The following is a 25,426-nucleotide window of genomic DNA, read 5'->3' on the forward strand; positions in this document are numbered from 1 at the left end:
AGGAACACTACATGAGCACCTCAACATCCCCGGGCGTGGGTACCGGCATCGAGCTGGAGATCGGCGGAATGACCTGTGCCTCCTGCGCCATGCGGATCGAGAAAAAGCTCAACAAGCTCGACGGCGTCACGGCAACCGTGAACTACGCGACCGAGAAAGCGAAGGTCACCGTCCCGGAAGGCTATGATCCCGCGCAGCTGATCGCCGAGGTCGAAAAAACCGGGTACACCGCCGTCATGCCCGCACCCAGGCGCGGCAAGGACGACGGCGCTGCCGCCGCCGGGGACGAAGATCCGGAGCTGATATCGCTCCGCCACCGGCTGATCGGGTCAGTGGTGCTCACCGTCCCGGTGATCGCCATGGCCATGATCCCGGCCCTGCAGTTCACCTACTGGCAGTGGGCGTCCCTGGCGCTCGCCGCCCCGGTGATCGTCTGGGGAGCCTGGCCCTTCCACAAAGCGGCCTGGGCAAACCTCAAGCAGGGTGCCGCCACCATGGACACGCTCATCTCCATGGGCACCTCAGCCGCGTTCCTCTGGTCCCTGTACGCGCTGTTCTTCGGCACCGCCGGCACCCCCGGCATGACCCACCCCTTCGAGTTCGCCCTGGCACCGTCCGACGGCGCCGCGAACATCTACCTCGAAGTCGGGGCGGGGGTCACCATGTTCATCCTGGCCGGCCGCTACTTCGAGAAGCGGTCCAAGAAACAGGCCGGTGCCGCCCTGCGCGCGCTCCTCGAACTCGGCGCGAAGGAAGTCTCCCTGCTGCGCAGCGGGGTAGAGACGAAGATCCCCGTCGAGGAGCTGCAGGCCGGGGATGAGTTCATCGTGCGCCCGGGCGAGAAGATCGCCACCGACGGAGTGGTGGTTTCCGGCACGTCCGCCGTGGACGCCTCGATGCTCACCGGAGAATCGGTGCCGGTCGAAGTGGCCGAAGGCGACACCGTCACCGGTGCCACCACCAACGCCGGCGGCCGGCTCGTCGTTCGGGCCACCAGGGTCGGCTCCGACACCCAGCTTGCACAGATGGCGAAGCTGGTCGAGGACGCCCAGACCGGCAAGGCCGAAGTGCAGCGGCTGGCGGACCGGATCTCCGGCGTGTTTGTGCCAGTCGTCATCGTGATCGCCGTGATCGCCCTCGGTGGCTGGCTTGGTGCGGGCTTCCCCGTCACCGCAGCCTTCACCGCAGCTGTTGCTGTCCTCGTAATCGCCTGCCCCTGCGCGCTGGGGCTGGCAACGCCGACAGCGCTGTTGGTCGGAACCGGCCGCGGGGCCCAGATGGGTGTGCTCATCAAGGGCCCGGAGATCCTGGAATCGACCCGCAGGGTGGACACGGTCGTCCTGGACAAAACCGGCACAGTCACGACCGGCAAGATGACACTGGTCGACGCCGTTGTTGAGCCCGGTACCGGCCGGGCAGAGCTGCTGCGGCTGGCCGGCGCCTTGGAGGATGCGTCCGAGCACCCGATCGCGCAGGCGATTGCCCGGGGTGCCACCCAGGAGGTGGGCGCGCTGCCGGCCGCTGAGGACTTCACCAACGTTGAAGGCAAGGGCGTCCAGGGCGTTGTCGACGGGCACGCCGTCGTGGTTGGCCGTGAGTCACTGCTCGCCGAATGGTCCCTGAAGCTCAGCCCCGAGGTAGCCGCAGCGAAGGCGCAGGCCGAAGGTGAAGGCAAGACCGTGGTCGCGGTGGGCTGGGACGGGCAGGCCCGCGGCATCCTGGTCGTGGCGGACACGGTCAAACCAACCAGCGCCGAAGCCATTGCACAGTTCAAGGCGATCGGCCTCACCCCGGTCCTGCTTACCGGCGACAACGAGGCCGTTGCCAGGCAGATCGCCGCCGAAGTAGGCATCGACGAGGTGATCGCCGAGGTTCTCCCGCAGGACAAGGTTGACGTCGTCCGCCGGCTGCAGGGCGACGGCAAGGTTGTCGCCATGATTGGCGACGGCGTCAACGACGCCCCAGCCCTGGCCCAGGCCGATCTTGGCCTGGCCATGGGCACCGGTGCCGACGTCGCTATCGAAGCCTCCGACATCACCCTGGTGCGCGGCGACCTGCGCAGCGCGGTGGATGCCATCCGGCTCTCCCGGAGGACGCTCGGAACCATCAAGACCAACCTGTTCTGGGCCTTTGCCTACAACGTCGCGGCGGTACCGGTCGCCGCGCTCGGCATGCTCAATCCCATGCTCGCCGGAGCTGCCATGGCACTGTCCAGCGTCTTTGTGGTCGGTAACAGCCTGCGGCTGCGCGGCTTCAAAAGCACCGCCAAGCAGTGACGCAGTACGGGTAGCGGAACGGGCGAGGGACAAAGGATGACGATTCCACAGCCGAAGGCGGAGCTGGCGCAGGCAATCTGGCGTCGGGAACTCGAACAACCCCTGTCTCAGAACAGCCAGCTGCAGGGGTTGACAGCCGGACAGGGGTACAGCGGTCCGGTCCATAATCCGCCGGGGCAGCGGCACCCGGGTGACTGCCGGCGTCCGCACTGCTAGCGTTCTTCCACCGGGAACCGGTCTGGGCTCCCGCGTCTGCCTCACGACAGGAGCCGGTCCATGGCCGCTGACGCGCAAAAGGTCATCATCCACGGCGCCGGCGGTGCGATCGGCGGTGCAGTGGCGGAGGAATTCGCCCGGCAGGGCGCGGAGCTGTTTCTTGCCGGACTGCACCTGAACTCCGTGAACGCAACAGCGGCCAGGATCCGTGCGGCCGGCGGGGAAGGCGTGCACGTGAGCGAAGTGGATGCCTACGATCCGCTGGCAGTGGAAGCCCATGCCAACGCCGTCGTGGATGAGGCGGGCAGGGTCGACGTGATGCTCAATGCCGTATCCATTCCGCTGATCCAAGGGACCCCGCTGCTTGACATGGCGGTGGAGGATGTCACTGCTCCGGCAGCGGCCTGGCTGCGGACCCAGTTCATCACGGCGAGGGCAGCAGCAGCTCACATGGTGCCGCGGGGGAGCGGGACCATCCTGACGCTCTCTGCCTCACCGGCACGGGTTGCGATCGCCGGGGTGGGCGGCTTCGCTGCGGCTTGCTCTGCCGTTGAGGCGCTGACCCGCACCCTCGCCGCCGAGGTTGGGCCCGCCGGTGTCCGCGTGGTCTGCCTGCGTCCCCAGCGCATCCTGGAAACCATCGGCAGCACCCCGGACCTGCCCATGCCCTTGGACGACTTCACCCGGTTCCTGGAATCCCTGACCACCACGGGTAAACTTCCCACGCTCAGCGACGTGGCCAAGGCTGCAGTCTTCCTGGCCCAGGGCGGCGCGGAAAGTCTGAACGGTTCCGTCCTCAACCTGACCGCCGGCATGAGCACGGACTGAGGCGGCTGCAGGCAATGAATGGACGACGGCGTTTGACGGCCTGGATCGCAGCCGCCGCAATCACCGCCGGCGCTGGAGCGGGCTGCACGCCGGAATCGCCGGAAGTGCCGGCGGCCTCCCCGGCCTCCCCGGGAGAGGAAGCGACCAGAGGAACCGCCACCGGGGCGGACAGCGCACCGGAAGTCCTCGCCACGGGTCTCGACGCGCCCTGGTCGATCGCTTTCCATAACGGGACCGCACTGATCAGCGAACGTGATACCGCCCGCATCCTGGAACTCGGCGGTGACGGAAACCTGCGTGAGGCCGGCACCATCACCGACGCTGCCGGGCGGGGCGAAGGCGGCCTTCTTGGCATCGCTGTGCAAGATGGATTCCTCTACGCCTATGTCACCGCCGGTGCGGAGAACCGCATTGAGCGCCGTGCATTGACCGGATCCCCAGGCTCCCTGGCCCTCGGCTCACCCGACACGGTCCTGGACGGGATCCCTGCCGGTCCCACCCACAACGGAGGCCGGATCGCGTTCGGTCCGGACGGGCAGCTGTACGCCACCACGGGCGACGCCGGGAACCGGGACAGTGCGCAGGATACCCGGTCCCTGTCCGGCAAGATCCTGCGGATGACGCCCGACGGCGGAGTCCCGGCAGACAATCCGCTTCCCGGATCGCTGGTCTACAGCTACGGGCACCGCAACCCGCAGGGCATCGCCTGGGACGCGGACGGCGTTCTCTACGCCAGTGAGTTCGGGCAGAACACCTGGGATGAACTGAACGTGATTCAGCCCGGCGGGAACTACGGCTGGCCGGAGGTGGAGGGCATTGCCGGCGTGGACGGCTATGTCGATCCCGTCCAGCAATGGGCGCCGGACCAAGCCAGTCCCAGCGGCATCGCCGTCGCGGGCGGGTCCCTCTTCATCGCGAATCTGCGGGGTGAGAGGCTCCGGCAGGTGCCGCTGGATGGACTGGGAACATCAGCGGAACACCTGACAAGCTGGTACGGGCGGCTGCGCGACGTCGTTAACGCACCAGACGGCACCCTCTGGATCCTGACGAACAACACGGATGGGCGGGGCGATCCCGGGCTGGACGACGACCAGGTCCTCCGTCTTGACGCGGGTGAGGCGGGCTGACCGCTCAGTCCAGGCTGAGCTGCATCAGCCACCGCATTTTGCCGCCGGAGGTGGACGTGGTTGGGACGATGCGCTGGAACCCGGCTGCTTCGAACAGCTCGGTGGTGCCGGTGTAGGCAAACGCAGCGCTGATGCGCTCGCCTTGCGGATCTATCGGGTAGGCCTCGAGGACTGGTGCGCCCTGCGAGCGCGCGTAGCTGACCGCGCCGCCGAGCAGCTGATGTGCCATACCCCGCCTGCGGAATTCAGGGCGGATGACCAGGCAGACAACACTCCACGCCGGGACGTCGTCCACGGCGGGAATGGTCTGCGAGTGTGCCAGCCGGGAGTGGGAGGCGCGCGGGCTGACCGAACACCAGCCGGCGGGCTCACCGTCAACGTAGGCGATGACTCCCGGAGGAACGCCGTCTTCGGCGTAGCGGCGCAGGCGTGCGGGGCGTTCTTCCCCCGTGAGGGCTCGGAATTCCTGAGGCGGGATCCGGTAGCTGAGGCACCAGCACGCCGCGGCGGCGGGATTCTGCGGCGACAGAATGGCGGTGAGGTCATCGAAGCGGTCCACGGTTGCCGGATGGACCTCAAAACTCCATTGCTTTGGGCCGTCGGGTTCCCGGGGTACGCGCGCATCGGCGTTCATCGCCCCACTGTAAACCCCCTGCCCTTTCCAGTTTAGGCCCGGACCGGGGGCTTGCGGCAAGACCGGGGTCTGCGGGCAGAATGGTCAGCCGCGGCCGGAAGCGGACGGCAAACCGCCCACCCGCCGGGCCATGGATTGCGAACCGAGGTGCAGCATGATCGACGTCATCATTGCCGGGGCCGGACCCACCGGGGTTTTTCTGGCCAGCGAACTGCGGCTCCAGGGTGTGGAGGCCCTGGTGCTGGACAGGGAAGACGAGCCAACCAAGGTGGTCCGCGGGCTTGGCCTGCATGCGCGCAGCCTCGAGATCTTGGGCCAGCGCGGCATCGCAGACGAGTTCCTGGAACTTGGCACGCAGTACCCGCTAGCCGGCTTTTTCGCCGGCATCACCAAACCCCAGCCCGCAGGGCTCGACACTACGTACCCCTATGTACTCGGTATCCCGCAGACCAGCACGGAACACCTGTTGACGCAGCATGCCCTGGACCTCGGCGTGGAAATCCGCCGGGGAACGGAGGTGATCGGAGTCCGCCAGGACGACGACGGCGTGGAAGTCACACTGGGCGGCGGCGGCACGCGGCTGCGCTCCAAGTACCTGGTGGGGTGCGACGGCGGCAGGAGCACCGTACGGCGGCTGCTCGGCGTTGGCTTCCCCGGGGAACCCAGCCGGCGCGATCACCTCATGGGAGAGATGGAGCTGACCGCCGACCCGGAGACCGTCGCTGCCGTGGTGGCTGATGTGCGGGAAACGCATAAGGACTTCGGCGCCGGGCCGCCCGTGGACGGTGTCTACCGCGTTTTGGTCCCTGCGGCGGAGGTGGCCGAAGACCGCACCGCTCCGCCGACCCTGGAAGAACTCACCGCTCAGCTGGTCCGCTTGGCAGGAACGGATTTCGGGGCGCACTCAGCACGCTGGCTCTCCCGCTTCGGCGACGCCACCCGGCTGGCTGAGAGCTACCGGTCCGGGCAGGTGCTCCTGGCCGGGGACGCGGCGCATGTGCATCCGCCGTTCGGCGGCCAGGGACTGAACCTCGGGATACAGGACGCCTTCAACCTCGGCTGGAAGCTGGCGGCGCAGGTCCACGGCTGGGCACCGCCCGGGCTGCTGGACAGTTATGAGGCCGAACGGCGTCCGGTGGCCGCCCAGGTGCTGGATAACACCAGGGCCCAGTCAGAGCTGACCTCCGCCGAGCCGGGGCCGCAGGCGGTCCGCCGGCTGCTGGCCGAGCTGATGGAGTTCGAGGAGGTGAACCGGTACCTGATCGAGAAGATCACTGCCACCGGCATCCGGTACGACTTTGGAGAAGGGCACAGCCTGCTGGGCCGGCGGCTGCCGGATGTGCAGCTCGCCGGCGGGCGGCTCTACGAGCACATGCATACCGGCCACGGCATCCTGCTGGACACCGCAGGACAGCTGTCCGCCGCCGGCTGGGAGGAGCGGGTGGACCTGGTGTCCGGCGCCGCCGGGGAGCAAGGGCCGGATCTGTCCAGCGAACTCGGTGCCCCAGCGGTGCTGCTGCGCCCGGACGGCCACGTTGTCTGGGCAGGCGGGGGCCAGGCGGAACTGTCAGACGCCCTGGCCCGCTGGTTCGGGGCACCGGTTGGCGGCAGGGAACGGGGAAGCCGGGAACACCATACCCAGGCGCCGGACCGCACTGCCGGGTCTTCCGAACGTCCCGGCTTCGTGTGATCGTTTGGGGATGACTTCCATCCAGCGCCTCCGTCCAGAGGGGCTCGTTGTGAGCCCTGCCTTCAGCCACGTTGCCGTTGTGCCGCCCGGAGCGGCCACCATTTACATTGGCGGCCAGAACGCCGTTGATACCGCCGGTTCACTGATCGGCGGCAGCGACACCGGCGCGCAGTCGGCCCGGGCCCTGCAGAACGCCAAGACCGCGCTCGCGGCCGCCGGGGCGACCCTTGCCGACGTGGTGCAGTGGACCGTCCTTTTCACCGACGGCGCGGACCTGGCCGCGGGGTACGGGGCGGTGGCGCAGGAACTCGCCGCCGACGAGCCAGCCCTGGTGCTGGCCGCCCGTGTCAGCGAACTGGGTGTGCCGGGCGCACTGGTGGAGATCAGTGCCATCGCTGCCGTACTCCCTCACGGTTAGGAGCTGGATGTGTCTGCGGGAGTCTCAGCTTTTGCCGTGTCCTTGAACGTTCCCAACCCGGAAGCATCGGCGTCGTTCCTCACCGCTAACTTTGGCTATGGCGTAGAGATGCAGGATGAGGGTTTTGTCTCGCTCAAGCACCCCGACGGCGGCTCGAACATCATCTTCCTCCGCACCGGCCTGCCCACCTTCAAACCCGCTGATATCGCGGGCAGCGCCGGCGAGGGCCTCCTGTTGGTGCTGGTGGTCGAAGACCTCGATGAGCGCCACCGGCAGCTGTCTGCCCGGAGCGTGGAGGTGGTGACAGCCCCGGAAACGGAGCCATGGGGTGAACGTTTTTCCCAGTACCGCGATCCCAACGGACTCATAGTGCAGCTGGTGCAGTGGATGTAGCAGGCATCACCGCGTCACTGGTGGGCCAGGACCTCCGCGTCGCGGGCGTCGTCGTAACTGTCCCGTGCTTCCAGGATGGTGGGAACATGGTTTTCGGCCCAGTTCCTCAGCTGGGCCAACGGCTCCAGCAGTGAACGGCCCGTGTCCGTGAGCTCGTAGTCGACTCTGGGCGGCACCTGAGGATGAACGGTCCGGGAGATCAGGCCATCGCGCTCCAAAGCCCGCAGGGTCTGGGTGAGCACCTTGGGGCTCACCGCGCGGACCCTGGAGCGCAGGTCGGTGAACCGGACAGGCCCGTCGGCGAGAACCTGAACAATGAGTCCAGTCCACTTGTCACCGATGCGCTGGAAAATCACGCGCGACGGGCAGTCCGGGTCAAAGATATTCGGCTCATTAGTATCCACGAGGTAACTCAGTTTCTTTGAGGCTATCAGTATCCAAAAGATACTCTCATGGTGTCAGAAGGACAGCAAGACGGATAGCAATCCAGAGGAGCACTCATGAAAATCGCCGTATATGGAGCCACGGGCATGGTTGGCAGTCAGATCGCCGCAGAGGCCCTGCGTCGCGGACATGACGTAACGGCTGTCTCCCGCCGTGTCTCGGAGGTTCCCGGAGCACTCAGCCGCCAGGCGGACCTCGCGGACGCTGAGACGTTCGCTGAGATTGCCGGTGCGCACGACGTCGTCGTCCTCGCCACGGGACCCAGCCGCACAGGCGGGGACCACAGTGAATGGCTGGAAGCGATGAAGCAGGCCTACGCCAGTGCCGGCAGCACGCGGCTGCTCGTAGTGGGCGGCGCCGGAGCCTTGGAGATCGACGGTAAGCGGCTCGTAGACACGGACGGGTTCCCGGAGGAATACCGGGCTGAGGCTCTCACCTTGGCTGAGGCCCACGAAGCGATCCTGGCTGCTCCGGCAGAGCTGGACTGGACCATGCTCGCCGCTGCGCCGGAGATTGCTCCGGGCGAACGAACGGGCGTCTACGTCACTGCCAAGGACTCTCCGGCAGGCGACCGCATTTCCACCCAGGACTACGCGGTGGCCATGCTCGACGAAATTGACCGTCCCGCCCATCGCAAGGAGCGCTTCACCGCCGCGAACTAACCGCCGGTTCGGCGCGGGGCCGCCCGGGTGTGGGTGGGGAAGGGTGGCACGGACCTCGCCTTCGCGGTGCCGTCAGTGCTGGTGGCCGGCGTCGTGCTCATGCCGCCGCTGGTCCGGCTCCTGCTCAGGTTTCCCAACCCCGCCGCCGTCGGTCTGCCCGGACCCGCCGCTGCCGGTCTCCGTGACCACGAATTGGCCCATCAGTCCCTGGTCCTCATGCAGCAGCAGGTGGCAGTGGTACATGTACGGGTTGTCCGGGTCGGCATAGTCCTCGAACCGCATGATTAGCCGGTATGTACGTTCCGGTTCCAGATAGATGGTGTCCTTGCGCCCCTGCAGCTCCGGCGGCGGTTCGGCGCCGTCGATATCGAGGACTTCGAACTGCACGTCGTGCACATGCCAGTTGTGCGGAACGCCATGGGTGTTGGTGACCTCCCAGATTTCCGTGGCTCCCAGTGCCACCTCGGCGTCGATTCGGTCCATATCCATGCTGCGGCCGTTGATCTGCCGGTCCTGGACCTGGAAGGTGCGGGTGACACCGGCGTCGGACTCCGGAATCCCGTACTCGGCGAGCCGGTCCGGCAGAGGAGCGGAGGGCTGCAGCTGGGGTGCAGCCTGGAGCTTCAGGACATCCAGGCGGTCCGCCGCGCCGAACGCCGACGGCGCCGCGGCGTCGCCAAGGTCCGGCGGGAAGGAGGTGAGCATGGTGTCCTCCCCGGGTTCCACCGCGACGACGATTTCCGCCCGTTCGCCGGGGGAGAGCCGGACCCGGGTGGTTTCGTGCGGTTCCCGGAGCAGGCCGCCGTCGGTTGCTGTCTGGGCGAAGCTGCGGTTGTCATCGAACCCGAAGTCGTAGGTCCGGGCGGTGGAGCCGTTGAGCAGGCGCAGCCGAATCCGGGTGGTCTCCACCTGCTGCACCGCACCGGCCACCCCGTTCGCCAGGATGGTGGTGCCCAGCATGCCGATCTCATTGCCTTGCGAGTCAGTGATGAGGCTGCCGTCCTGGGCCAGGCGCTTGTCCTGGACAATCACGGGAATGTCGTCCACCCCGTAGTTCTGCGGGAGGCTCAGGGACTGGGACAGGGGGTCGTCCAGGATGAACATTCCTGCCAGCCCGCGGTAGACATGTTCCTCGGTGTTTCCATGGGGGTGGGGGTGGTACCAGAGAGTGGCGGCCGGCTGGTCAATCTGCCAGCTCGGATTCCAGGTGCTGCCCGGATCCACCGGCTGGTGCGGGCCGCCGTCCATCGCGGCAGGCAGATGCATGCCGTGCCAGTGCACCGTGGTCGGCTCCGGCAGGTTATTTGCCACTTCGACGGCGATGCGCTCGCCGGCCTGCGCCCGCAGCGTCGGGCCGAGGACCGGTCCATTGAAACCCCAGGTGGGTGTCTGCAGACCGGCCACGAGTTCACTGCTGCCCTCCTGGGCGTCGAGCGAAAACGTCCTGGTGCCGTCCATCAGCCGTGATTCCGCCAGCGGAGGGATGGGCAGCGGGCGGTCGAAGGCAGTGGTTGCCTGTTCCAGGGGTGGAGCGGACGGAACGCAGCCTGCGAGCGCCCAAAGAAAAATGACGGCACAGAGGAGCAGCCCGTGGAAGGGGGTGGCCGCACGGGGCAGTGGAGCTGGACGTGACTGCATACCCACACGTTAGGTCTGGGCTGGAACCGGTCTAATCCGGCTGGAGTCTACTTCCGGGTCGCCCAGGGGCGACTGTGCCCCCGGGCCCCGGGCCCCGGGCCCCGGCCCCCGGGCTCCGGCCCCGTTTGCCGACCAAAGGGTTGTCTCTGCCGACCATATGGTCGGCTAGACTGGGGAAATGACCCAGCCGACCACCCCTCACCTCTCCGCCGGCCCGCGTGAATGGGCCTCCCTGGCCGTTCTCACGCTCGCTGTGATGCTCCTGGCCGTCGACGGGACCGTCCTGGCGCTGGCGGTGCCGTCGCTGAGCGCTTCCTTGGCGCCGACCTCCACGCAGCTGCTCTGGATCGGGGATATTTACTCCTTCGCGCTGGCCGGGCTGCTGGTCACCATGGGCAACGTCGCCGACAGGATTGGCCGCAAACGGCTCCTGCTGATCGGCTCGGCGGGCTTCGGCATCGCCTCGGCCCTGGCCGCGTTCGCCCCCACGCCCGAGGTCCTGATTGCAGCCCGGGCACTCCTGGGTATCAGCGGCGCAACGATCATGCCCTCGACCCTGTCGATCATCCGGCACGTCTTCCCGGTGCCGGCCGAACGTACCCGTGCAATCGCCATCTGGTCCGTCGGAGCCGGCGGCGGCGCAGCGCTGGGACCGCTGGTTGGCGGCATCCTCCTGGAAAACTACTGGTGGGGTTCCGTGTTCCTCATCAATATTCCCGTGATGCTCCTCCTGCTGGTCTCCGGCGCCATCCTGCTGCCCGAGTCCCGGAACCCGGCCCCGGGGAAGCTGGACCTGGTCTCCGCGGTACTGTCCATTGCGGCAATCGTGCCAATTGTTTACGCGGTTAAACGGACGTTCGGGTACGGGATCGAACCGGTCGGCATCGCAGCGCTGCTGGTTGGTCTGCTGTCCGGATGGGTGTTCCTCCGCCGGCAGCGGCGGGTTCCGGATCCCATGCTCGATGTCGAACTGTTCAGTCTGCCGGCGTTCCGTGGCGCCGTTATTGCCAACGGCCTCTCGATTTTTGCGCTGAGCGGCCTGCTGTTCTTCTTCTCCCAGTACCTGCAGCTGGTACGCGGCTTCGGACCGCTTCAAGCGGGCCTTGCCGAGCTGCCGGTGACCCTGGCGATGATGGCCGTAGTGTTCGTGATCGGCTCCCTCGTGGCCCGAACGGGAGTGGGTCCGGCCATTGGCGGCGGGCTGATGCTCGGCGGAGTGGGGCTTGTGCTGCTCGCGGTTACCGAGGGCTTCGAGGGTTATGTGGGCATTGCGGCCGCGCTGGTCCTCACCGGCCTGGGGATCGGCGTAGCCATGACCCTGTCCACCGATGCGGTGGTGGCCTCGGCTCCGCGGGAGCGCGCCGGTGCCGCCTCCTCCGTCTCTGAGACAGCTTATGAACTGGGCGTGGCACTGGGGATCGCCGTGCTGGGTTCGATCCTGACAGCGCTCTACCGGACGGGCCTGCCGGACCTGTCGGCGCTGTCGGCAGACACCCGTGCCGCTGTCACCGATTCCCTGGCCTCCGGGCTCCAGGCACTGCAGGGCGGCCCGGCCGAAGCCGTCGCGGACGCCCAGCACGCCTTCACCGGCGCCATGCAGATCACGGCATTGGTCGCGGCCGGTATCCTGCTGCTGGCAGGGTTCATTGCCTGGCGGGTGATCCCCAAGGTCCTTGAGAGCAACGACGGCGTCGGGCCAGCTCCGGAGCGCAGCGCCGGAACGGCGGCAGCCGCCGCACCGGAGATTGCTGAAGGAAAGATGGCCGAACCGGAGACCGTGGAAGGCGGCGAGCAGCGGTGACAGAGCAGGAGGGGACCCGCAATGCCGAACGGACCCGGCGCGCCGTGCTCGACGCGGCGGTCGATGTCCTGGCAGAGCGGGGGACTGCTGCAACCGTGCAGCACATTGCCACGGCTGCCGGGCTTTCCAAGGGCGGGCTCCTACACCATTTCCCGGACCGGGACGCGCTGCTGTACGCGGTGGCAGAGGATCACCTGGAACGGTTCCGCCTGCGGGTTCTGGACCGTGTGGATCTGTCCGAAAACCGGCCGGGCAAAGTGCTCCGCGCCTATGTGCGGGCGCTTTGCGGATCGGATACCAGTCTGCTGGCAGAGTACGGAACTTTCAGTGGAATCTGGCCGGCGCTGGAAAAAGTCCCCGGTGTGCAGACCCTCAGTGACGAGGACAATGACAGTTGGTTCAAGCTGTTTGAACAGGACGGCCTGGACCCGGACCGGATCCTGGTGGTCCGGTACGCCACTGAGGGCCTGGCCATTGCGCACTCCTATGACGCGAACGTCTCCACCCGGGTGCTGGAGCGGGCACGTAAGGTGCTGCTCGGCCTTATCGACGAGGCGGCGGACTAGCGCACCCGGCCGGCGCACCCTGGCACCGTGGGTGGTGGCTTATTGCGCCGGCCGCGGGACGCCGGGCCGGTTCAGTAGTACCTTCGACTCCATGACGAAGGTCAGCTACGCGGAGTTCGAGAGACGCTGTGCGCTTGTGATCGGCACCCTGCGGGGCACGGTGCTGGAGATCGGTGCGGGCACGGGAGAGAACCTGGGGCTGCTGGCCGCGGATGCCGAGTGGATTGGGCTTGAGCCGGACGCCGGGCGGCGCCGGGAACTTGACGCGGCCGCTGCCGCTTACGGACACCCCGCCGCACTGGCCCGGGGCGCTGAGGACACCGGCCTGGCTGCGGGAAGCATCGACGCTGTGCTGGCAACGAAAGTGCTGTGCTCGGTCGCGGATCCGCAGGCAGTGCTCGCGGAGGTCCTGCGGGTGCTGAAACCGGGTGGCCGCGCCGTCTTCGCCGAGCATGTCGCCGCCCCGGAAGGAAGCTTCAAGCGCGGCCTGCAGCGAGCGGCGTCGCCGTTCAGCGCCAGGTGGGATCATGGATGCCGCTGGGACCGGGATTCCGCCGTCCTGCTGGCAGATGCCGGCTTCCGCGGACGGATGGAGAGCCTGGATGTCAGCCAGGGAATCCTCCCGTCGGTCCCGGTCATCCTCTTCGACGGTACGTCGGCCGGGTAACTTCAGCGGCTGTGGAGACTGTTCCGGTACCCGGCTGCGCGGCTGTGCGCCGCCTGCGCGGAAGGCTCCGGGGCGGGGGGCGACAATCTCCTGTGCCGCCCGGGCCTCGTAACAGGTAGGCTAAGACAGCCGGTAAGGCACGAACGGGTAAACGATTTAGATCAGGGTAAATCAGGCCAGCCGCAGTCTATGCGGGATGGCCGGTTCTTTTTGGGGAGGAAACACCATGGCGGGCGAGGACTACAACGCCGCACGTGCGGATGATCAGCGTGGCTTCAGTGCGGAGGACACGACTTCGATCAGCCTTCCGCCAATGTCGGATGCGACGTCGATTGAGCCCAAGCTCAGTGTCGACGAGCGCGCCGCGGTTGCTGCCCTTCCCGCAGGCTCCGCCCTCCTCATTGCACACTCCGGGCCCAACTCCGGAGCCCGCTTCCTGCTGGATCAGGACGTCACCACGGCCGGACGCCACCCGAACGCGGACATCTTCCTGGACGATGTCACCGTCTCGCGAAAGCACGTTGAATTCCGCCGCAGCGCGGAAGGATTCCGCGTGGTTGACTCCATGAGCCTGAATGGGACGTACGTCAACAACGACCGGGTGGACAGCCTGCTGCTGCGCACCGGCAACGAAGTCCAGATCGGCAAGTTCCGGCTCACTTTCTACGCTGCACGTCCGGCTGCCGGCACGGCCTAGAGGCGGAATCGGATGCCAGGACCAGAGGCTGCGCGGCGCGCCGTCGGCACCGCCGCGGAGCGTGCGCGTCCGCGCGTGCTCAACATCGGCCAGGTCCTCGCCGACCTCAGTGGCGAGTTCCCCGGGATCAGTGCGTCCAAAATCCGCTTCCTGGAGGAAAAAGGACTGGTCGCACCGCAGCGCACTGCTGCCGGCTACCGGAAGTACTCCCTTCAGGACGTTGAACGGCTGAGGTTCGTCCTGGCGCTGCAGCGGGACCAGTACCTGCCGCTGAAGGTCATCAAGGACTACCTCGACGCGATCGACAGGGGAGAGCGCCCCGAATCGCTGCCCGGCGGCATCACGCTGGCGCCGCGGGCAGTCTCGAGCCAGCTGGCAGAGGAGCTTGCGGCCCGGACGCGGGCCCGCCTGTTCACCTTCGATGAACTGGTTGCCGAGTCCGGTGCCACGCCGGACCTGGTCCGAAGCCTCATCAGTTTTGGCCTTATCACCGCTCCGGCCCAGCAGTATGATGAACACGCCCTGAAAGTCGCCAGAGCCTGCACGCAGCTGGAAGCCCACGGGATCGAGCCACGCCATTTGCGGCCCTTCCGTGCCGCTGCAGACCGGGAACTGGGGCTGGTGGAGCGGGTCATCGCACCCGTTGCCTCACGCAGGGACGTCGCCTCCAAAGCACGGGCGGCGGAAACAGCGCGGGAGATCAGCGAGCTTTGCCTGAACCTGCACAGTGCCCTGGTCAACGGGCAGATAGCCCGGATGGAGAGCTGAAGCCGATGCAGGAAGTCGAAGTTGTAGGCGTACGGATCGAGCTGCCGTCAAATCAGCCCCTGGTGCTGCTGAAGGAACTTGAGGGTGAGCGCCACCTGCCCATATGGATCGGAGCCCCCGAAGCCAGTGCCATTGCCTTTGTGCAGCAGGGGATAGTTCCCCCGCGGCCCATGACGCATGACCTGATGGTCAGCGTCATCAAGGCGCTGAAGCACCTGGTCACCGAAGTCCGTCTGGTCTCTGTGGAAGATACCGTGTTCCATGCGGAACTGGTGTTCGACGACGGCACCCGGGTCTCTTCCCGCGCCTCCGACGCGATCGCCGTCGCCCTGCGGGTTCCCTGCCCGATCTTCTGCGCCGACACCGTGCTGGATGAAGCCGGTGTGCGCATCACGGAGGCCGACGCAGACGAGGATGAGGACGAGCAGGAGAATGCCGAGCAGGAACTGCGCCAGTTCCGGGAATTCCTTGCGGATGTCGAACCCGAGGATTTTGAGCGCTGAGCGGCTCGACACGCCTGCAAAAATATAGGCCGCATCTTTGACCTTGGGCGTCCACGGATCTAACGTCGAAGCATAGAGTTCCCATTGCGCTAATGGGTTATCAGGAAGACACTTAGACAGGCCTAAACAGCTCTGGACAAACCAGGACAAACCTGGACAAACCTGGACAGACACACAGAAGGTCCGCCAAGGACGGTTGAGACACCGGCTGAGGCACAGGGTTAGAATCCAGTCTGAGTGACCACCCAGTGAATAACTGGAATGGACCAGTCCCGATGGCCTCTGGCAGCCGCCGACTTAACGGGGACCGTTACTAGGAGGAACAGTGAGTCCGAAAGGCGATGCCGGCGAAAACCGCGCCGTTGCACCCGGAAAGGTACTTCCGGCCAGTGCCCAGGGACTGCTGTTCACCGAAGACCTGCCGGTCCTGGATGAAGACGCGGGCTACCGCGGCCCCACGGCCTGCAAGGCAGCCGGCATCACGTACCGCCAGCTGGACTACTGGGCCCGAACGGGACTGGTGGAGCCCGCCGTCCGCGGCGCTTCCGGCTCCGGCACCCAGCGCCTCTACAGCTTCCGCGACATCCTGGTCTTGAAGGTCGTCAAACGGCTTCTGGACACCGGTGTTTCCCTGCAGCAGATCCGGACCGCCGTGGAGCACCTCCGGGAGCGCGGCGTGGAAGACCTGGCCCAGATCACTCTGATGAGTGACGGCGCCAGCGTTTATGAGTGCACCTCGGCTGACGAGGTCATCGACCTGGTGCAGGGCGGACAGGGAGTCTTTGGGATCGCCGTCGGCCGGGTCTGGCGCGAGGTCGAAGGAAGCCTGGCCCAACTGCCCAGCGAGCACGTCGACGAGCATTCATATGCTGAGGATGAACTCAGCCGGCGGCGTGCCGCCCGCAAAATCAGCTAGCCAGTCCACATACGTAAAAGGCCGCTTCCTCCGGGGAAGCGGCCTTTCGCGTGTTCAGGGTGGCTTGACCGGCCGGAGCCGGCAGTGGCTCTTAGCCGGCCGGCCGGCGCATGACGCGGTTGCGGACGCTGCCGGACTGCACCAGGTTCTTGAGCAGGGCATCGAACATTCCCGCAGCCTGCTTGGCGGATTCGCCCGGCCAGTGATGCACCGAATGGGCAGCGCCCTGGATCTGCTGCCAGTTGGCCTGCTCGGCAATCGTCGGCTCCAGCAGCAGGTCACCGAACATCTGCTTCATTTCAGCGAGGCGGAAGGTGTGCTCGTTCGACGTCGAACGGACCCGGTTTGCCACAATGCCCGCCGGTGCCAGGTTCGGTGCGAACTCCTGCCGGAACAGGTCCAGGGCGCGCATGGTCCGTTCGGTGCCCGCTACGGAGAAGAGCCCGGGTTCAGCTACCAGGAGCACCCGGTTGCTGGCCGTCCACGCCATCCGCGTAAGGCCGTTAAGGGACGGCGGGCAGTCAATCAGGACCAGGCCGTAGCCGCTGACCTTCGCGAGCAGGGTGGAGAGGCGTTTCAGGTCCCGCTTGCCGAGGTCCGGGCGGTCGTAAATACCGGAGAATGCCGAGCCCATGGCGACGTCGAGGACGGGCTGCCCGGGGGCTCCCTGCCCGTTCAGCTTCCGGGCCGTTTCGGTCCATCCGCTGGGAACCACGTTGGCTGCCAGATCCGCCTTACGTGCGGTGCGGAGCATGTCTCCGATGCCCAGGTGGTCACCCGCAGAGACAGCCAGGCCAGTGGTGGCATCTGCATGTGGATCCAGGTCCACAACCAGGGTAGGAATTCCGGCAGCCAGTGCGGCTGATGCCAGGCCCAGCGTCACAGAGGTCTTGCCGACGCCGCCCTTCAGGCTGCTGATGCTCACTACTTGCACTTGTTGAACCAATACCTAACGTGTCGAGGATCACGGGCGCCGGGTCCGTGCCGGGGAACCACACTCATTCTATGTGACGTGTGCCGACAAGCCGGGCAGGCTCGGGTTTGCACATCTGCGTCCGGCGCTGAACTATGCTCTTTGTGAGCTGTCTCACTGATTCTTGCCGTATGCGGCAGCCGTCAGGAGACTGAAAGCTGATGGCTGGTCCGCTTCACCCACCCGCAACCCGTGCAGGAGTGCAATGTTCTCGAAGATCCTGGTCGCCAACCGCGGCGAAATCGCCATCCGCGCCTTCCGCGCAGCCTACGAACTTGGCGCCAAGACAGTCGCGGTGTTTCCCCATGAGGACCGCAACTCCATCCACCGGCAGAAGGCCGATGAGGCGTACCTGATCGGCAGTGAAGGCCATCCGGTCCGGGCCTACCTGGATGTGGACGAGATTCTCCGGGTGGCACGCGAGGCCGGCTGCGACGCTATCTACCCGGGGTACGGTTTCCTTTCAGAGAACGCGCAGCTGGCCAGGGCCGCCAAGGAAGCGGGCATCACCTTCATTGGTCCCGGCGCGGACGTGCTGGAGCTGGCCGGGCATAAGGTGCACGCCCTCAATGCGGCACGGACGGCCGGCATTCCGGTCCTGCGCTCCACCGAGCCCAGCGCCGATGCCGATGAGCTGCTGGCCAAGGCCGAGGACATCGGCTTTCCTATCTTCGTGAAGGCCGTTGCCGGCGGCGGCGGCCGCGGCATGCGGCGGGTGGACACTGCCAAGGACCTCCCGGAGGCGTTGAACGCTGCCATGCGGGAGGCGGATACCGCCTTCGGCGACCCGACGGTTTTCCTGGAACAGGCCGTGCTGCGTCCGCGCCACATCGAGGTGCAGATCCTGGCGGACAACGAGGGCAACGTTATCCATCTCTTCGAACGCGACTGCTCGCTGCAGCGCCGCCACCAGAAGGTCATTGAGATCGCTCCGGCGCCGAACCTGGACGAGGAGATCCGGCAGGCGCTCTACCGGGACGCCGTGACCTTCGCCAAGTCGCTGAACTACGTCAACGCCGGGACGGTCGAATTCCTGGTGGACACCATCGGTGAACGCGCGGGCCAGCACGTGTTCATCGAAATGAACCCCCGTATCCAGGTGGAGCACACCGTCACCGAGGAAATCACCGATGTGGACCTGGTGCAGGCGCAGATGCGCATCGCCGCAGGGGAGAACCTGGCGGACCTCGGCCTGGTGCAGGACGAACTGCAGATCCGCGGCGCGGCCCTGCAGTGCCGCATCACCACCGAAGATCCGGCCAACGGCTTCCGGCCCGACGTCGGCAAGATCAGCGCCTACCGCTCCGCGGGCGGAGCAGGCGTACGGCTCGACGGCGGCACGGTCTACGCGGGTGCGGAGATCAGCCCGCACTTCGACTCCATGCTGGTGAAGCTCACCTGCCGCGGCCGGACCTATCCCGCCGCGGTGAACCGGGCCCGCCGCGCGCTGGCGGAATTCCGGATCCGTGGTGTTTCGAGCAACATTTCCTTCCTCCAGGCCGTCCTGGATGACCCGGACTTCATTGCCGGGGACGTTGCCACCTCCTTCATCGAAGAGCGGCCGGAACTGCTCAACGCCCGTGGACCAGCCGACCGCGGGACCAAGCTGCTGAACTGGCTGGCCGATGTCACCGTGCACAAACCGCACGGCGAACTGCCGGCGCAGGTCAATCCCCTGGACAAGCTGCCCCAGGACCTGCCGGAGCCACGCCCCGGGTCACGCCAGCGGCTGCAGGAACTGGGGCCGGAGAAGTTCGCTGCGGCACTTCGTGCCCAGCAGGCCCTTGCCGTCACCGACACCACCTTCCGGGATGCCCACCAGTCGCTGCTTGCCACCCGGGTCCGTACCCGTGACCTGATCAAGGCGGCGCCTGCCGTGGCCGCGCTGACACCGGAACTGCTCTCCGTGGAGGCCTGGGGCGGGGCGACCTACGACGTCGCACTCCGCTTCCTGGGCGAGGATCCGTGGGAGCGGCTGGACGCGCTCCGCCAGGCGCTGCCCAACGTATGCATCCAGATGCTGCTGCGCGGGCGGAACACGGTCGGCTACACGCCGTATCCCACCGAGGTGACTGATGCGTTTGTGGAGGAGGCGGCGGCAGCCGGAGTGGACATCTTCCGCATCTTCGACGCCCTGAACGACGTCAGCCAGATGGCCCCCGCCATTGAAGCGGTGCGCCGCACGGGCACCGCCGTCGCCGAAGCGGCCCTTTGCTACACCGCCGACATGCTGGACCCCAAGGAAACCCTTTACACGCTGGACTACTACCTGGACCTGGCGCAGAAGATGGTAGACGCCGGGGCCCACATCCTGGCAATCAAGGATATGGCAGGCCTGCTCCGTCCGGCTGCCGCAGCGAAACTGGTGGCGGCCCTCCGCGAACGGTTCGACCTGCCGGTCCACCTCCACACGCACGACACCGCCGGCGGGCAGCTTGCCACCCTGCTGGCAGCCGCTGAAGCCGGCGTGGACGCGGTGGACGTCGCCAGCGCCACCCTGGCCGGCACCACCAGCCAGCCCTCGGCGTCGTCCCTTGTGGCCGCCCTGGCCAACACCGAACGCGATACCGGGCTGAGCCTGGAAGCCGTCAGCTCGATGGAACCGTACTGGGAAGCGGTCCGCCGCGTGTACGCCCCGTTCGAGTCCGGCCTGGCCGGCCCCACCGGACGCGTGTACCAGCATGAGATTCCCGGCGGCCAGCTCTCCAACCTGCGCCAGCAGGCGATCGCCCTCGGGCTCGGGGAACGGTTTGAAGCCATCGAAGACATGTACACGGCCGCCGACCGGATCCTGGGCCGGCTGGTCAAGGTGACGCCGTCGTCCAAGGTCGTCGGGGACCTCGCGCTCCAGCTCGTCGGCAGCAACGTCTCCCCGGATGACTTCGAAGAAAACCCGCAGAACTACGACATCCCTGACTCCGTCATCGGTTTCCTCAGCGGCGAACTGGGCGATCCTCCCGGCGGGTGGCCGGAACCGTTCCGCACCAAGGCGCTGCAGGGCCGCACGGCCAAGCCGAGGCAGGTGGAGCTCACCGACGCTGACAAGGAGGGCCTGGCCGGAGATCCCGCGACGCGCCGGGCAACCCTGAACCGGCTCCTCTTCGCCGGCCCCGCCCGCGAGTTCGCCGCGACTCGGGAAACCTACGGGGATGTCTCGGTCCTGGACACGCGGGATTACCTGTACGGGCTGAGGCCGGGGGTGGAGCACGTCGTCGAACTGGAAAAGGGCGTCCGCCTGATCGCCACGCTCGAAGCCGTCTCCGAGCCCGATGACAAGGGCATGCGCACAGTGATGACGACCTTGAACGGGCAGATGCGCCCGGTCATGGTCCGGGACCGACGGGTGGAAAGCAGTGCCAAGAGCGCGGAACGTGCCGATCCGGCCCAGGCCGGGCATGTAGCCGCGCCCTTCGCCGGAGCCGTGACACTGACCGTCGAGGAAGGCGCTGAGGTTGCTGCGGGGGAGACGGTCGCCACCATCGAGGCCATGAAGATGGAGGCTTCGATCACGGCGCCGGTCGCGGGAACGGTCAAACGGCTCGCCATCGCCGGCGTGCAGCAGGTGGACGGCGGCGATCTGCTCGTGGTGCTGGAGCCCAGCTGACACTGCCGGGCCCGGAGCCGGCCGCCGATAGACTGGCGGGGTGACTCATTACGACCTCGCCATTATCGGCTCCGGCTCCGGCAACTCCCTGATCACCCCGGAATGGGATGGCCGCAAGGTGGCCGTCATCGACGGTGGAACCTTCGGTGGAACCTGCCTGAACGTCGGCTGCATCCCCACCAAGATGTTTGTCTATCCCGCCCAGCTTGCCGGCTCCACGGAGGAGGCTGGCCGCCTTGGAGTGGACCTGCGGGTCGACGGCGTGCGGTGGGAGGAGATCCGGGACCGCATCTTCGGCCGGATCGACGCTATTTCCGACGGCGGGCGGCGTTACCGTGCCGAGCAGCTGGAGAACGTCACCCTCTACAGCGAGTACGTCCGCTTTACCGGCCCCCGCCGCCTCGAAACGGCATCGGGCGAGGAGATTACCGCAGACCAGATCGTGATCGCCGCCGGCTCGCGGCCGGTGCTTCCGGACATCCCCGGCATCGATCTGCCGCAGGTCCACACCTCGGACACAGTGATGCGCGTCGATGAGCTGCCCGGGCGGGTGCTGATCCTGGGCGGCGGCTACATCGCGGCCGAGTTCGGCTTTGTCTTCTCTGCGTTCGGATCGCAGGTCACCATGGCCGTCCGGTCCGGTGCGCTGCTCCGCGCGCAGGACGAAACCGTCTCGGAACGCTTCACCGCCGCCGCTGCAGCCCAGTGGGACGTACGCCTGCACCACACAGTCGAATCGCTGGCGGAAAACACCGACGGCTCGGTCCGTGCCGTGCTGTCCGGGCCCGCCGGCCCTGCCGAAATCGACGTCGACCTGGTCCTGGTTGCCACCGGTCGGACACCAAACACCGACCGCTTGGGCGTTCAGGCTGCCGGCCTCGACCTCGAGGAGGACGGCCGGCTGGCCGTCGATGAGTACCAGCGCGTGCTCAGCGCCGGGCAGCCCGTCTCCGGGATCTGGGCGTTGGGGGACGTGAGCAGTGAGCACCAGCTCAAGCACGTCGCGAACCACGAAGCCCGGGTGGTCAGCCACAACCTGCTGCATCCCGGGGATCTGCAGGCAGCTTCGCACCGCTTCGTCCCGGCCGCGGTCTTCAGCCATCCGCAGGTTGCCTCGGTGGGCCTCACTGAGGCGCAGGCGAGGGATTATGCCGCTGCGGAAGGCCTTGACCTAATCACAGTGGTGCAGGACTACGGCTCCACTGCGTACGGCTGGGCCATGGAGGACACCACGGGTTTTGTGAAGCTCTTGGCCGACCGCTCCAGCGGTCGGCTGCTCGGGGCACACATCATGGGCCACGAGGCGTCCATGCTGCTGCAGCCGCTGGTTCAGGCGATGGCCTTCGGTCTGGACGCGCACACCATGGCCCGCGGCCAGTACTGGATCCACCCGGCCCTGACCGAAGTGGTGGAGAACGCGCTGCTGTCCCTGAACACCAAGCCGCGGAGCGCCGAGCCGCAGCCCTAGCTGGATTGCGGTCGGCTCCCGCGGGATACCTGCCCAGGACAACGGCGGAGGGCACCGGATTCCTCCGGTGCCCTCCGCCGTTCGGTTAATCAGCTTTTTAGACGCGCTGGCCGGAGTAGATTTCGTCGACCACGTCCGAGAAGTCCTTGAGCACCTGCGCACGCTTGATCTTCATGGACGGCGTCAGGTGGCCGCTCGCCTCCGTGAAGTCGGTGGAGACCACCCGGAAGACCTTGATGGACTCGGCCTTGGATACGGCCTGGTTCGCTCCGTCCACCAGCGCCTGCAGTTCATCCTGCAGCTGCTGGGTCTGCGCGGCTTCGGCTACTGTCGTTCCGGCCGGCAGGCTGTGCCGTTCCAGCCAGCCCGGCAGCGCTTCCTCATCCAGGGTGATGAGGGCGGAGATGAACGGCCGGTGGTCGCCCACCACCACACACTGCGAAACTATCGCGTCTGCCCGGATGGCGTCTTCCAGCACCGCTGGAATAACGTTCTTGCCGCTGGCTGTGACGATGATTTCCTTCTTGCGGCCGGTGATTTTCAGGAAACCGTCGGAGTCGAGCTGGCCGATGTCCCCGGTGCGGAACCAGCCGTCGACGAAGTTCTCTTCGGTCAGGTCCGGGCGCTTGAAGTACCCCTTCATCACACTGACCCCCTTGGCCAGGATCTCGCCGTCGTCGGCGATCCGGACCGCGTTGCCCGGGAGCGGTGCACCGACGGTGCCGATCTTGATCAGCTTCGGCGTGCTGACGCTGACCGGAGCGGTGGTCTCGGTGAGTCCGTAGCCCTCCAGGACCATCACGCCGATGCCGTTGAAGAAGTGGCCCAGACGTTCACCCAGGGGTGCGCCGCCGGACACGGCGTACTGGACCCGCCCGCCCATTGCCGTGCGGATCTTGGAATAGAGCAGTTTGTCGAACAGGGCGTGCCGCAGCTTCAGTCCGAGCGGAATCTTGCCCTGCTCCTTGGCCTTGGACCATTCAATGGCGGTTTTGGCGCCGGCATGGAAAATCTTGCCCTTGCCGCCGTCTTCGGCCTTGAGCATCGAAGAGTTGTAAACCTTCTCAAAGACCCGGGGCACCACCAGCAGGAAGGAGGGCTGGTAGCTCTGCAGGTCCGGGAGCAGGCTCTTGACGTCCGGGGTGTGGGCCACCGTGGCTCCGGCCGCGACGCACAGCACGGAGATGAACCGGGCGAAAACGTGGGCCAGCGGCAGGAACATAATCGTCTGGGCGCCCTCCCGGGCCACCTCCGGCAGTGCCGCCATGGCATTGCGGGAGAGCTCCACGAAGTTACTGTGGGTCAGCTCGCAGCCCTTGGGCTTTCCGGTCGTTCCGGAGGTGTAGATGATCGTGGCGGTGTCTTCCAGGTTCGCCAGCGACCGCCGGGCCTCGAGCTCCTCATCGGTGACAGCAGCGCCGGCCTCGCGGAGCTGGTCCAGTCCGCCGCCGTCCAGCTGCCAGACATGCTTCACCCCCGAGAGATCCTCATCGGCGGCAGCCTGGCGGACGACGTTCTCATGCCGCGCTGCCTCGACGAAGATGGCGCTGGCTTCGGAATCACCCAGGATCCAGGCAACCTGTGCGGGGGAGGAGGTCTCGTAGACGGGCACGGGGATGCCGCCGGCAAACCAGATGGCGAAGTCCACCAGCGTCCATTCGTACCGGGTGCGGGCCATGATGCCGACGCGGTCTCCGGCACCTATGCCGGAGGCGAGGAGGCCCTTGGCGATCCGGGTGACATCGGCGAGGAACTCGGTGGCACTGATGTTCGTCCATGAATCGCCGGATGAGCGCACGGCGAAGAGAGCGGGGTTGGAGGCCTTGGCGGCCTGTTCCAGAAGCAGGTCCGTTGTGTTCGTGTCCGGCGAGGACTCCACCAGGACAGGAACGCTGTATTCGCGCACGATAGCTCCTTCGATATCATTTCGGACGGCGGGGTGTTCCCCACCTTATAACTTAGATCACATTTTCGTACTCGCTGGTAACTTTCGAATCCATAACGCTTGACGGTGCCGGATCCGAGTGCTGTCAGGGCGCTTAGAATTAGTTGTTGATGCCTCCAGTAAATCCAGCTCCTGTTCCTCCCTTCCCTGCTGCCCGGTGGTCCCGGCGTGCGGATCCCTTCCGTCCGCGCCGGTCCGCGCGGCTTTCCAGTCCGATGCGCCGGCGGGGGCTGGCCATCGGCATCGACATCGGCGGCACGAAGGTCGCGGCCGGTCTGGTCGATTCCAGCGGCCGGGTCCTCGCGGAGGTCCGCCGTTCCACCCCGGGACAGAACCCCCGGGAGGTTGAACAGGTCATCGTGGAACTTGTCCGCGAACTCTCGGCCGAGAAACACGTCTGGTCCGTTGGAATCGGCGCTGCCGGCTGGATGGATCTGGCCGGCAGCACAGTACTCTTCAGTCCGCACCTGGCCTGGCGGAATGAGCCGCTCCAAGCCAACCTGGAACGGCTGCTCAAGCGGCGGGTCTACCTGGCCAACGACGCCGACGGCGCGGCGTGGGCGGAGTGGCGTTTCGGCGCCGGAGCGGGGGAGAGCAGGCTGGTCTGCATCACCCTGGGCACCGGGATCGGCGGGGCCATGATCATGGACGGGCGGCTGGAGCGGGGCCGTTTCGGGGTGGCCGGCGAGTTCGGCCACCAGATCATCATGCCGCAGGGCCGGCGCTGCGAATGCGGCAACCGCGGATGCTGGGAGCAGTATGCCTCGGGAAACGCGCTGGGCCGGGAAGCCCGTGAACTTGCAGAAGCGAATTCGCCGGTGGCCCAGGAACTGCTGCGCAGCGTTGACGGCCGGATTCCCGACATCACCGGCGCCGTGGTGACCCGCCTCGCGCTGGCAGGGGACCGGACCGCAATCGAGCTCCTCGGCGAAGTGGGCGAGTGGCTGGGCCTGGGACTCGCGAATCTCGCGGCGGCCCTGGACCCCGGAATGTTCGTCATCGGCGGCGGCCTCAGCGACGCCGGCGACCTGCTCCTGGAACCGGCCCGGCGGTCCTTCTCCCGGAACCTGACCGGCCGGGGGTTCCGGCCTGAGGCGAGGATCGAGAAGGCCGCCCTCGGTCCCGCCGCCGGCATGATCGGCGCGGCGGATCTTTCCCGGGTGGCTGCCCGGCGCTGACTGGTTTCCGCTGC

Annotated in this window: 22 protein-coding genes; 17 read left to right on the forward strand and 5 right to left on the reverse strand. The window is 66.8% G+C overall.

Going from position 1 to position 25,426, the window contains the following annotated elements; genetic code table 11:
• Positions 1-11 precede the first annotated feature (11 nt).
• From H9638_RS14060 to H9638_RS14070, 3 genes are all read left to right on the forward strand, one after another.
• A complete protein-coding gene (locus tag H9638_RS14060; RefSeq protein WP_191748399.1) occupies positions 12-2,276 on the forward strand; it encodes a heavy metal translocating P-type ATPase in 2,265 nt (754 codons plus the stop codon).
• A gap of 276 nt (positions 2,277-2,552) precedes the next feature.
• Positions 2,553-3,320 carry an SDR family NAD(P)-dependent oxidoreductase gene (locus H9638_RS14065; protein WP_191748401.1) on the forward strand — a complete coding sequence of 256 codons (768 nt, stop codon included), beginning with the start codon at positions 2,553-2,555 and terminating at the stop codon, positions 3,318-3,320.
• A gap of 14 nt (positions 3,321-3,334) precedes the next feature.
• The gene (locus H9638_RS14070; protein ID WP_191748403.1) at positions 3,335-4,447 is read left to right on the forward strand and encodes a PQQ-dependent sugar dehydrogenase; all 1,113 of its coding nucleotides are present in this window, start codon (positions 3,335-3,337) and stop codon (positions 4,445-4,447) included.
• Positions 4,448-4,451: 4 nt separating this feature from the next.
• Here the strand turns inward: H9638_RS14070 and H9638_RS14075 are convergent, their stop codons facing one another.
• Positions 4,452-5,081 (reverse strand): GNAT family N-acetyltransferase, encoded by a 630-nt coding sequence (locus tag H9638_RS14075; RefSeq protein ID WP_191748405.1) that lies wholly within the window; start codon positions 5,079-5,081, stop codon positions 4,452-4,454.
• Positions 5,082-5,235: 154 nt separating this feature from the next.
• Here H9638_RS14075 and rox point away from each other — a divergent pair, with 154 nt between their 5' ends.
• Genes rox through H9638_RS14090 form a run of 3 tightly spaced genes read left to right on the forward strand, consistent with a single transcriptional unit; the run spans position 5,236 to position 7,582 of the window.
• Positions 5,236-6,771, forward strand: coding sequence for a rifampin monooxygenase (gene rox, locus H9638_RS14080; RefSeq protein WP_191748407.1), 1,536 nt, complete (start codon positions 5,236-5,238; stop codon positions 6,769-6,771).
• 10 nt (positions 6,772-6,781) lie between these two features.
• A complete protein-coding gene (locus H9638_RS14085) occupies positions 6,782-7,189 on the forward strand; it encodes a RidA family protein (protein ID WP_191748408.1) in 408 nt (135 codons plus the stop codon).
• A 9-nt stretch (positions 7,190-7,198) separates the two neighbouring features.
• A complete protein-coding gene (locus H9638_RS14090) occupies positions 7,199-7,582 on the forward strand; it encodes a VOC family protein (protein ID WP_318241885.1) in 384 nt (127 codons plus the stop codon).
• 14 nt (positions 7,583-7,596) lie between these two features.
• Here H9638_RS14090 and H9638_RS14095 read toward each other — a convergent pair whose 3' ends face one another.
• The gene (locus H9638_RS14095) at positions 7,597-7,986 is read right to left on the reverse strand and encodes a winged helix-turn-helix transcriptional regulator (protein ID WP_191748410.1); all 390 of its coding nucleotides are present in this window, start codon (positions 7,984-7,986) and stop codon (positions 7,597-7,599) included.
• Between the two features lie 96 nt (positions 7,987-8,082).
• On the opposite strand from H9638_RS14095, the gene H9638_RS14100 reads away from it, so the two are divergent.
• Positions 8,083-8,688, forward strand: coding sequence for an NAD(P)-dependent oxidoreductase (locus tag H9638_RS14100; RefSeq protein ID WP_191748412.1), 606 nt, complete (start codon positions 8,083-8,085; stop codon positions 8,686-8,688).
• A 72-nt stretch (positions 8,689-8,760) separates the two neighbouring features.
• Here H9638_RS14100 and H9638_RS14105 read toward each other — a convergent pair whose 3' ends face one another.
• Positions 8,761-10,326, reverse strand: coding sequence for a multicopper oxidase family protein (locus H9638_RS14105; protein WP_191748414.1), 1,566 nt, complete (start codon positions 10,324-10,326; stop codon positions 8,761-8,763).
• Between the two features lie 178 nt (positions 10,327-10,504).
• On the opposite strand from H9638_RS14105, the gene H9638_RS14110 reads away from it, so the two are divergent.
• From H9638_RS14110 to H9638_RS14140, 7 genes are all read left to right on the forward strand, one after another.
• Positions 10,505-12,127: an MFS transporter gene (locus H9638_RS14110; RefSeq protein WP_191748415.1), complete on the forward strand. Its 1,623-nt coding sequence runs from the start codon at positions 10,505-10,507 to the stop codon at positions 12,125-12,127.
• On the forward strand, positions 12,124-12,693 hold the full coding sequence (locus tag H9638_RS17105) for a TetR/AcrR family transcriptional regulator (protein ID WP_191748417.1): 570 nt from the start codon (positions 12,124-12,126) through the stop codon (positions 12,691-12,693). The genes H9638_RS14110 and H9638_RS17105 overlap by 4 nt, the downstream gene beginning before the upstream one ends.
• A gap of 91 nt (positions 12,694-12,784) precedes the next feature.
• Positions 12,785-13,360, forward strand: a complete 576-nt coding sequence (locus H9638_RS14120) for a class I SAM-dependent methyltransferase (protein WP_191748419.1) — start codon at positions 12,785-12,787, stop codon at positions 13,358-13,360.
• Between the two features lie 226 nt (positions 13,361-13,586).
• Entirely contained in the window at positions 13,587-14,057 is a 471-nt protein-coding gene (locus H9638_RS14125; protein WP_191748421.1) for an FHA domain-containing protein, read from the forward strand.
• A 12-nt stretch (positions 14,058-14,069) separates the two neighbouring features.
• Positions 14,070-14,825, forward strand: a complete 756-nt coding sequence (gene ftsR, locus H9638_RS14130; protein ID WP_191748422.1) for a transcriptional regulator FtsR — start codon at positions 14,070-14,072, stop codon at positions 14,823-14,825.
• Between the two features lie 5 nt (positions 14,826-14,830).
• Entirely contained in the window at positions 14,831-15,328 is a 498-nt protein-coding gene (locus tag H9638_RS14135; protein WP_191748424.1) for a bifunctional nuclease family protein, read from the forward strand.
• Positions 15,329-15,653: 325 nt separating this feature from the next.
• Positions 15,654-16,244 (forward strand): MerR family transcriptional regulator, encoded by a 591-nt coding sequence (locus H9638_RS14140; RefSeq protein WP_191748426.1) that lies wholly within the window; start codon positions 15,654-15,656, stop codon positions 16,242-16,244.
• A gap of 91 nt (positions 16,245-16,335) precedes the next feature.
• Here the strand turns inward: H9638_RS14140 and H9638_RS14145 are convergent, their stop codons facing one another.
• Positions 16,336-17,178, reverse strand: coding sequence for a ParA family protein (locus H9638_RS14145; protein ID WP_191748428.1), 843 nt, complete (start codon positions 17,176-17,178; stop codon positions 16,336-16,338).
• A 244-nt stretch (positions 17,179-17,422) separates the two neighbouring features.
• On the opposite strand from H9638_RS14145, the gene H9638_RS14150 reads away from it, so the two are divergent.
• Together H9638_RS14150 and H9638_RS14155 are read left to right on the forward strand one after the other, a co-directional pair.
• The gene (locus H9638_RS14150) at positions 17,423-20,821 is read left to right on the forward strand and encodes a pyruvate carboxylase (protein ID WP_191748430.1); all 3,399 of its coding nucleotides are present in this window, start codon (positions 17,423-17,425) and stop codon (positions 20,819-20,821) included.
• Positions 20,822-20,861: 40 nt separating this feature from the next.
• Positions 20,862-22,289, forward strand: a complete 1,428-nt coding sequence (locus tag H9638_RS14155; protein WP_191748432.1) for a mycothione reductase — start codon at positions 20,862-20,864, stop codon at positions 22,287-22,289.
• 97 nt (positions 22,290-22,386) lie between these two features.
• Here the strand turns inward: H9638_RS14155 and H9638_RS14160 are convergent, their stop codons facing one another.
• Positions 22,387-24,195: an AMP-dependent synthetase/ligase gene (locus H9638_RS14160; RefSeq protein WP_191748434.1), complete on the reverse strand. Its 1,809-nt coding sequence runs from the start codon at positions 24,193-24,195 to the stop codon at positions 22,387-22,389.
• Positions 24,196-24,344: 149 nt separating this feature from the next.
• Here H9638_RS14160 and H9638_RS14165 point away from each other — a divergent pair, with 149 nt between their 5' ends.
• Positions 24,345-25,412 carry an ROK family glucokinase gene (locus tag H9638_RS14165; RefSeq protein WP_191748436.1) on the forward strand — a complete coding sequence of 356 codons (1,068 nt, stop codon included), beginning with the start codon at positions 24,345-24,347 and terminating at the stop codon, positions 25,410-25,412.
• The last annotated feature ends 14 nt before the right edge of the window (positions 25,413-25,426 follow it).

The organism is Arthrobacter pullicola, assembly GCF_014836875.1.
Classification (GTDB): domain Bacteria; phylum Actinomycetota; class Actinomycetes; order Actinomycetales; family Micrococcaceae; genus Arthrobacter_B; species Arthrobacter_B pullicola.

Coding starts and splice junctions, on each gene's coding strand:
- H9638_RS14060 (WP_191748399.1), top strand. CDS start 12: ATGAGCACCTCAACATCCCCGGGCGTGGGTACCGGCATCGAGCTGGAG.
- H9638_RS14065 (WP_191748401.1), top strand. CDS start 2,553: ATGGCCGCTGACGCGCAAAAGGTCATCATCCACGGCGCCGGCGGTGCG.
- H9638_RS14070 (WP_191748403.1), top strand. CDS start 3,335: ATGAATGGACGACGGCGTTTGACGGCCTGGATCGCAGCCGCCGCAATC.
- H9638_RS14075 (WP_191748405.1), bottom strand. CDS start 5,081: ATGAACGCCGATGCGCGCGTACCCCGGGAACCCGACGGCCCAAAGCAA.
- rox (WP_191748407.1), top strand. CDS start 5,236: ATGATCGACGTCATCATTGCCGGGGCCGGACCCACCGGGGTTTTTCTG.
- H9638_RS14085 (WP_191748408.1), top strand. CDS start 6,782: ATGACTTCCATCCAGCGCCTCCGTCCAGAGGGGCTCGTTGTGAGCCCT.
- H9638_RS14100 (WP_191748412.1), top strand. CDS start 8,083: ATGAAAATCGCCGTATATGGAGCCACGGGCATGGTTGGCAGTCAGATC.
- H9638_RS14105 (WP_191748414.1), bottom strand. CDS start 10,326: ATGCAGTCACGTCCAGCTCCACTGCCCCGTGCGGCCACCCCCTTCCAC.
- H9638_RS14110 (WP_191748415.1), top strand. CDS start 10,505: ATGACCCAGCCGACCACCCCTCACCTCTCCGCCGGCCCGCGTGAATGG.
- H9638_RS14120 (WP_191748419.1), top strand. CDS start 12,785: ATGACGAAGGTCAGCTACGCGGAGTTCGAGAGACGCTGTGCGCTTGTG.
- H9638_RS14125 (WP_191748421.1), top strand. CDS start 13,587: ATGGCGGGCGAGGACTACAACGCCGCACGTGCGGATGATCAGCGTGGC.
- ftsR (WP_191748422.1), top strand. CDS start 14,070: ATGCCAGGACCAGAGGCTGCGCGGCGCGCCGTCGGCACCGCCGCGGAG.
- H9638_RS14135 (WP_191748424.1), top strand. CDS start 14,831: ATGCAGGAAGTCGAAGTTGTAGGCGTACGGATCGAGCTGCCGTCAAAT.
- H9638_RS14150 (WP_191748430.1), top strand. CDS start 17,423: ATGTTCTCGAAGATCCTGGTCGCCAACCGCGGCGAAATCGCCATCCGC.
- H9638_RS14165 (WP_191748436.1), top strand. CDS start 24,345: ATGCCTCCAGTAAATCCAGCTCCTGTTCCTCCCTTCCCTGCTGCCCGG.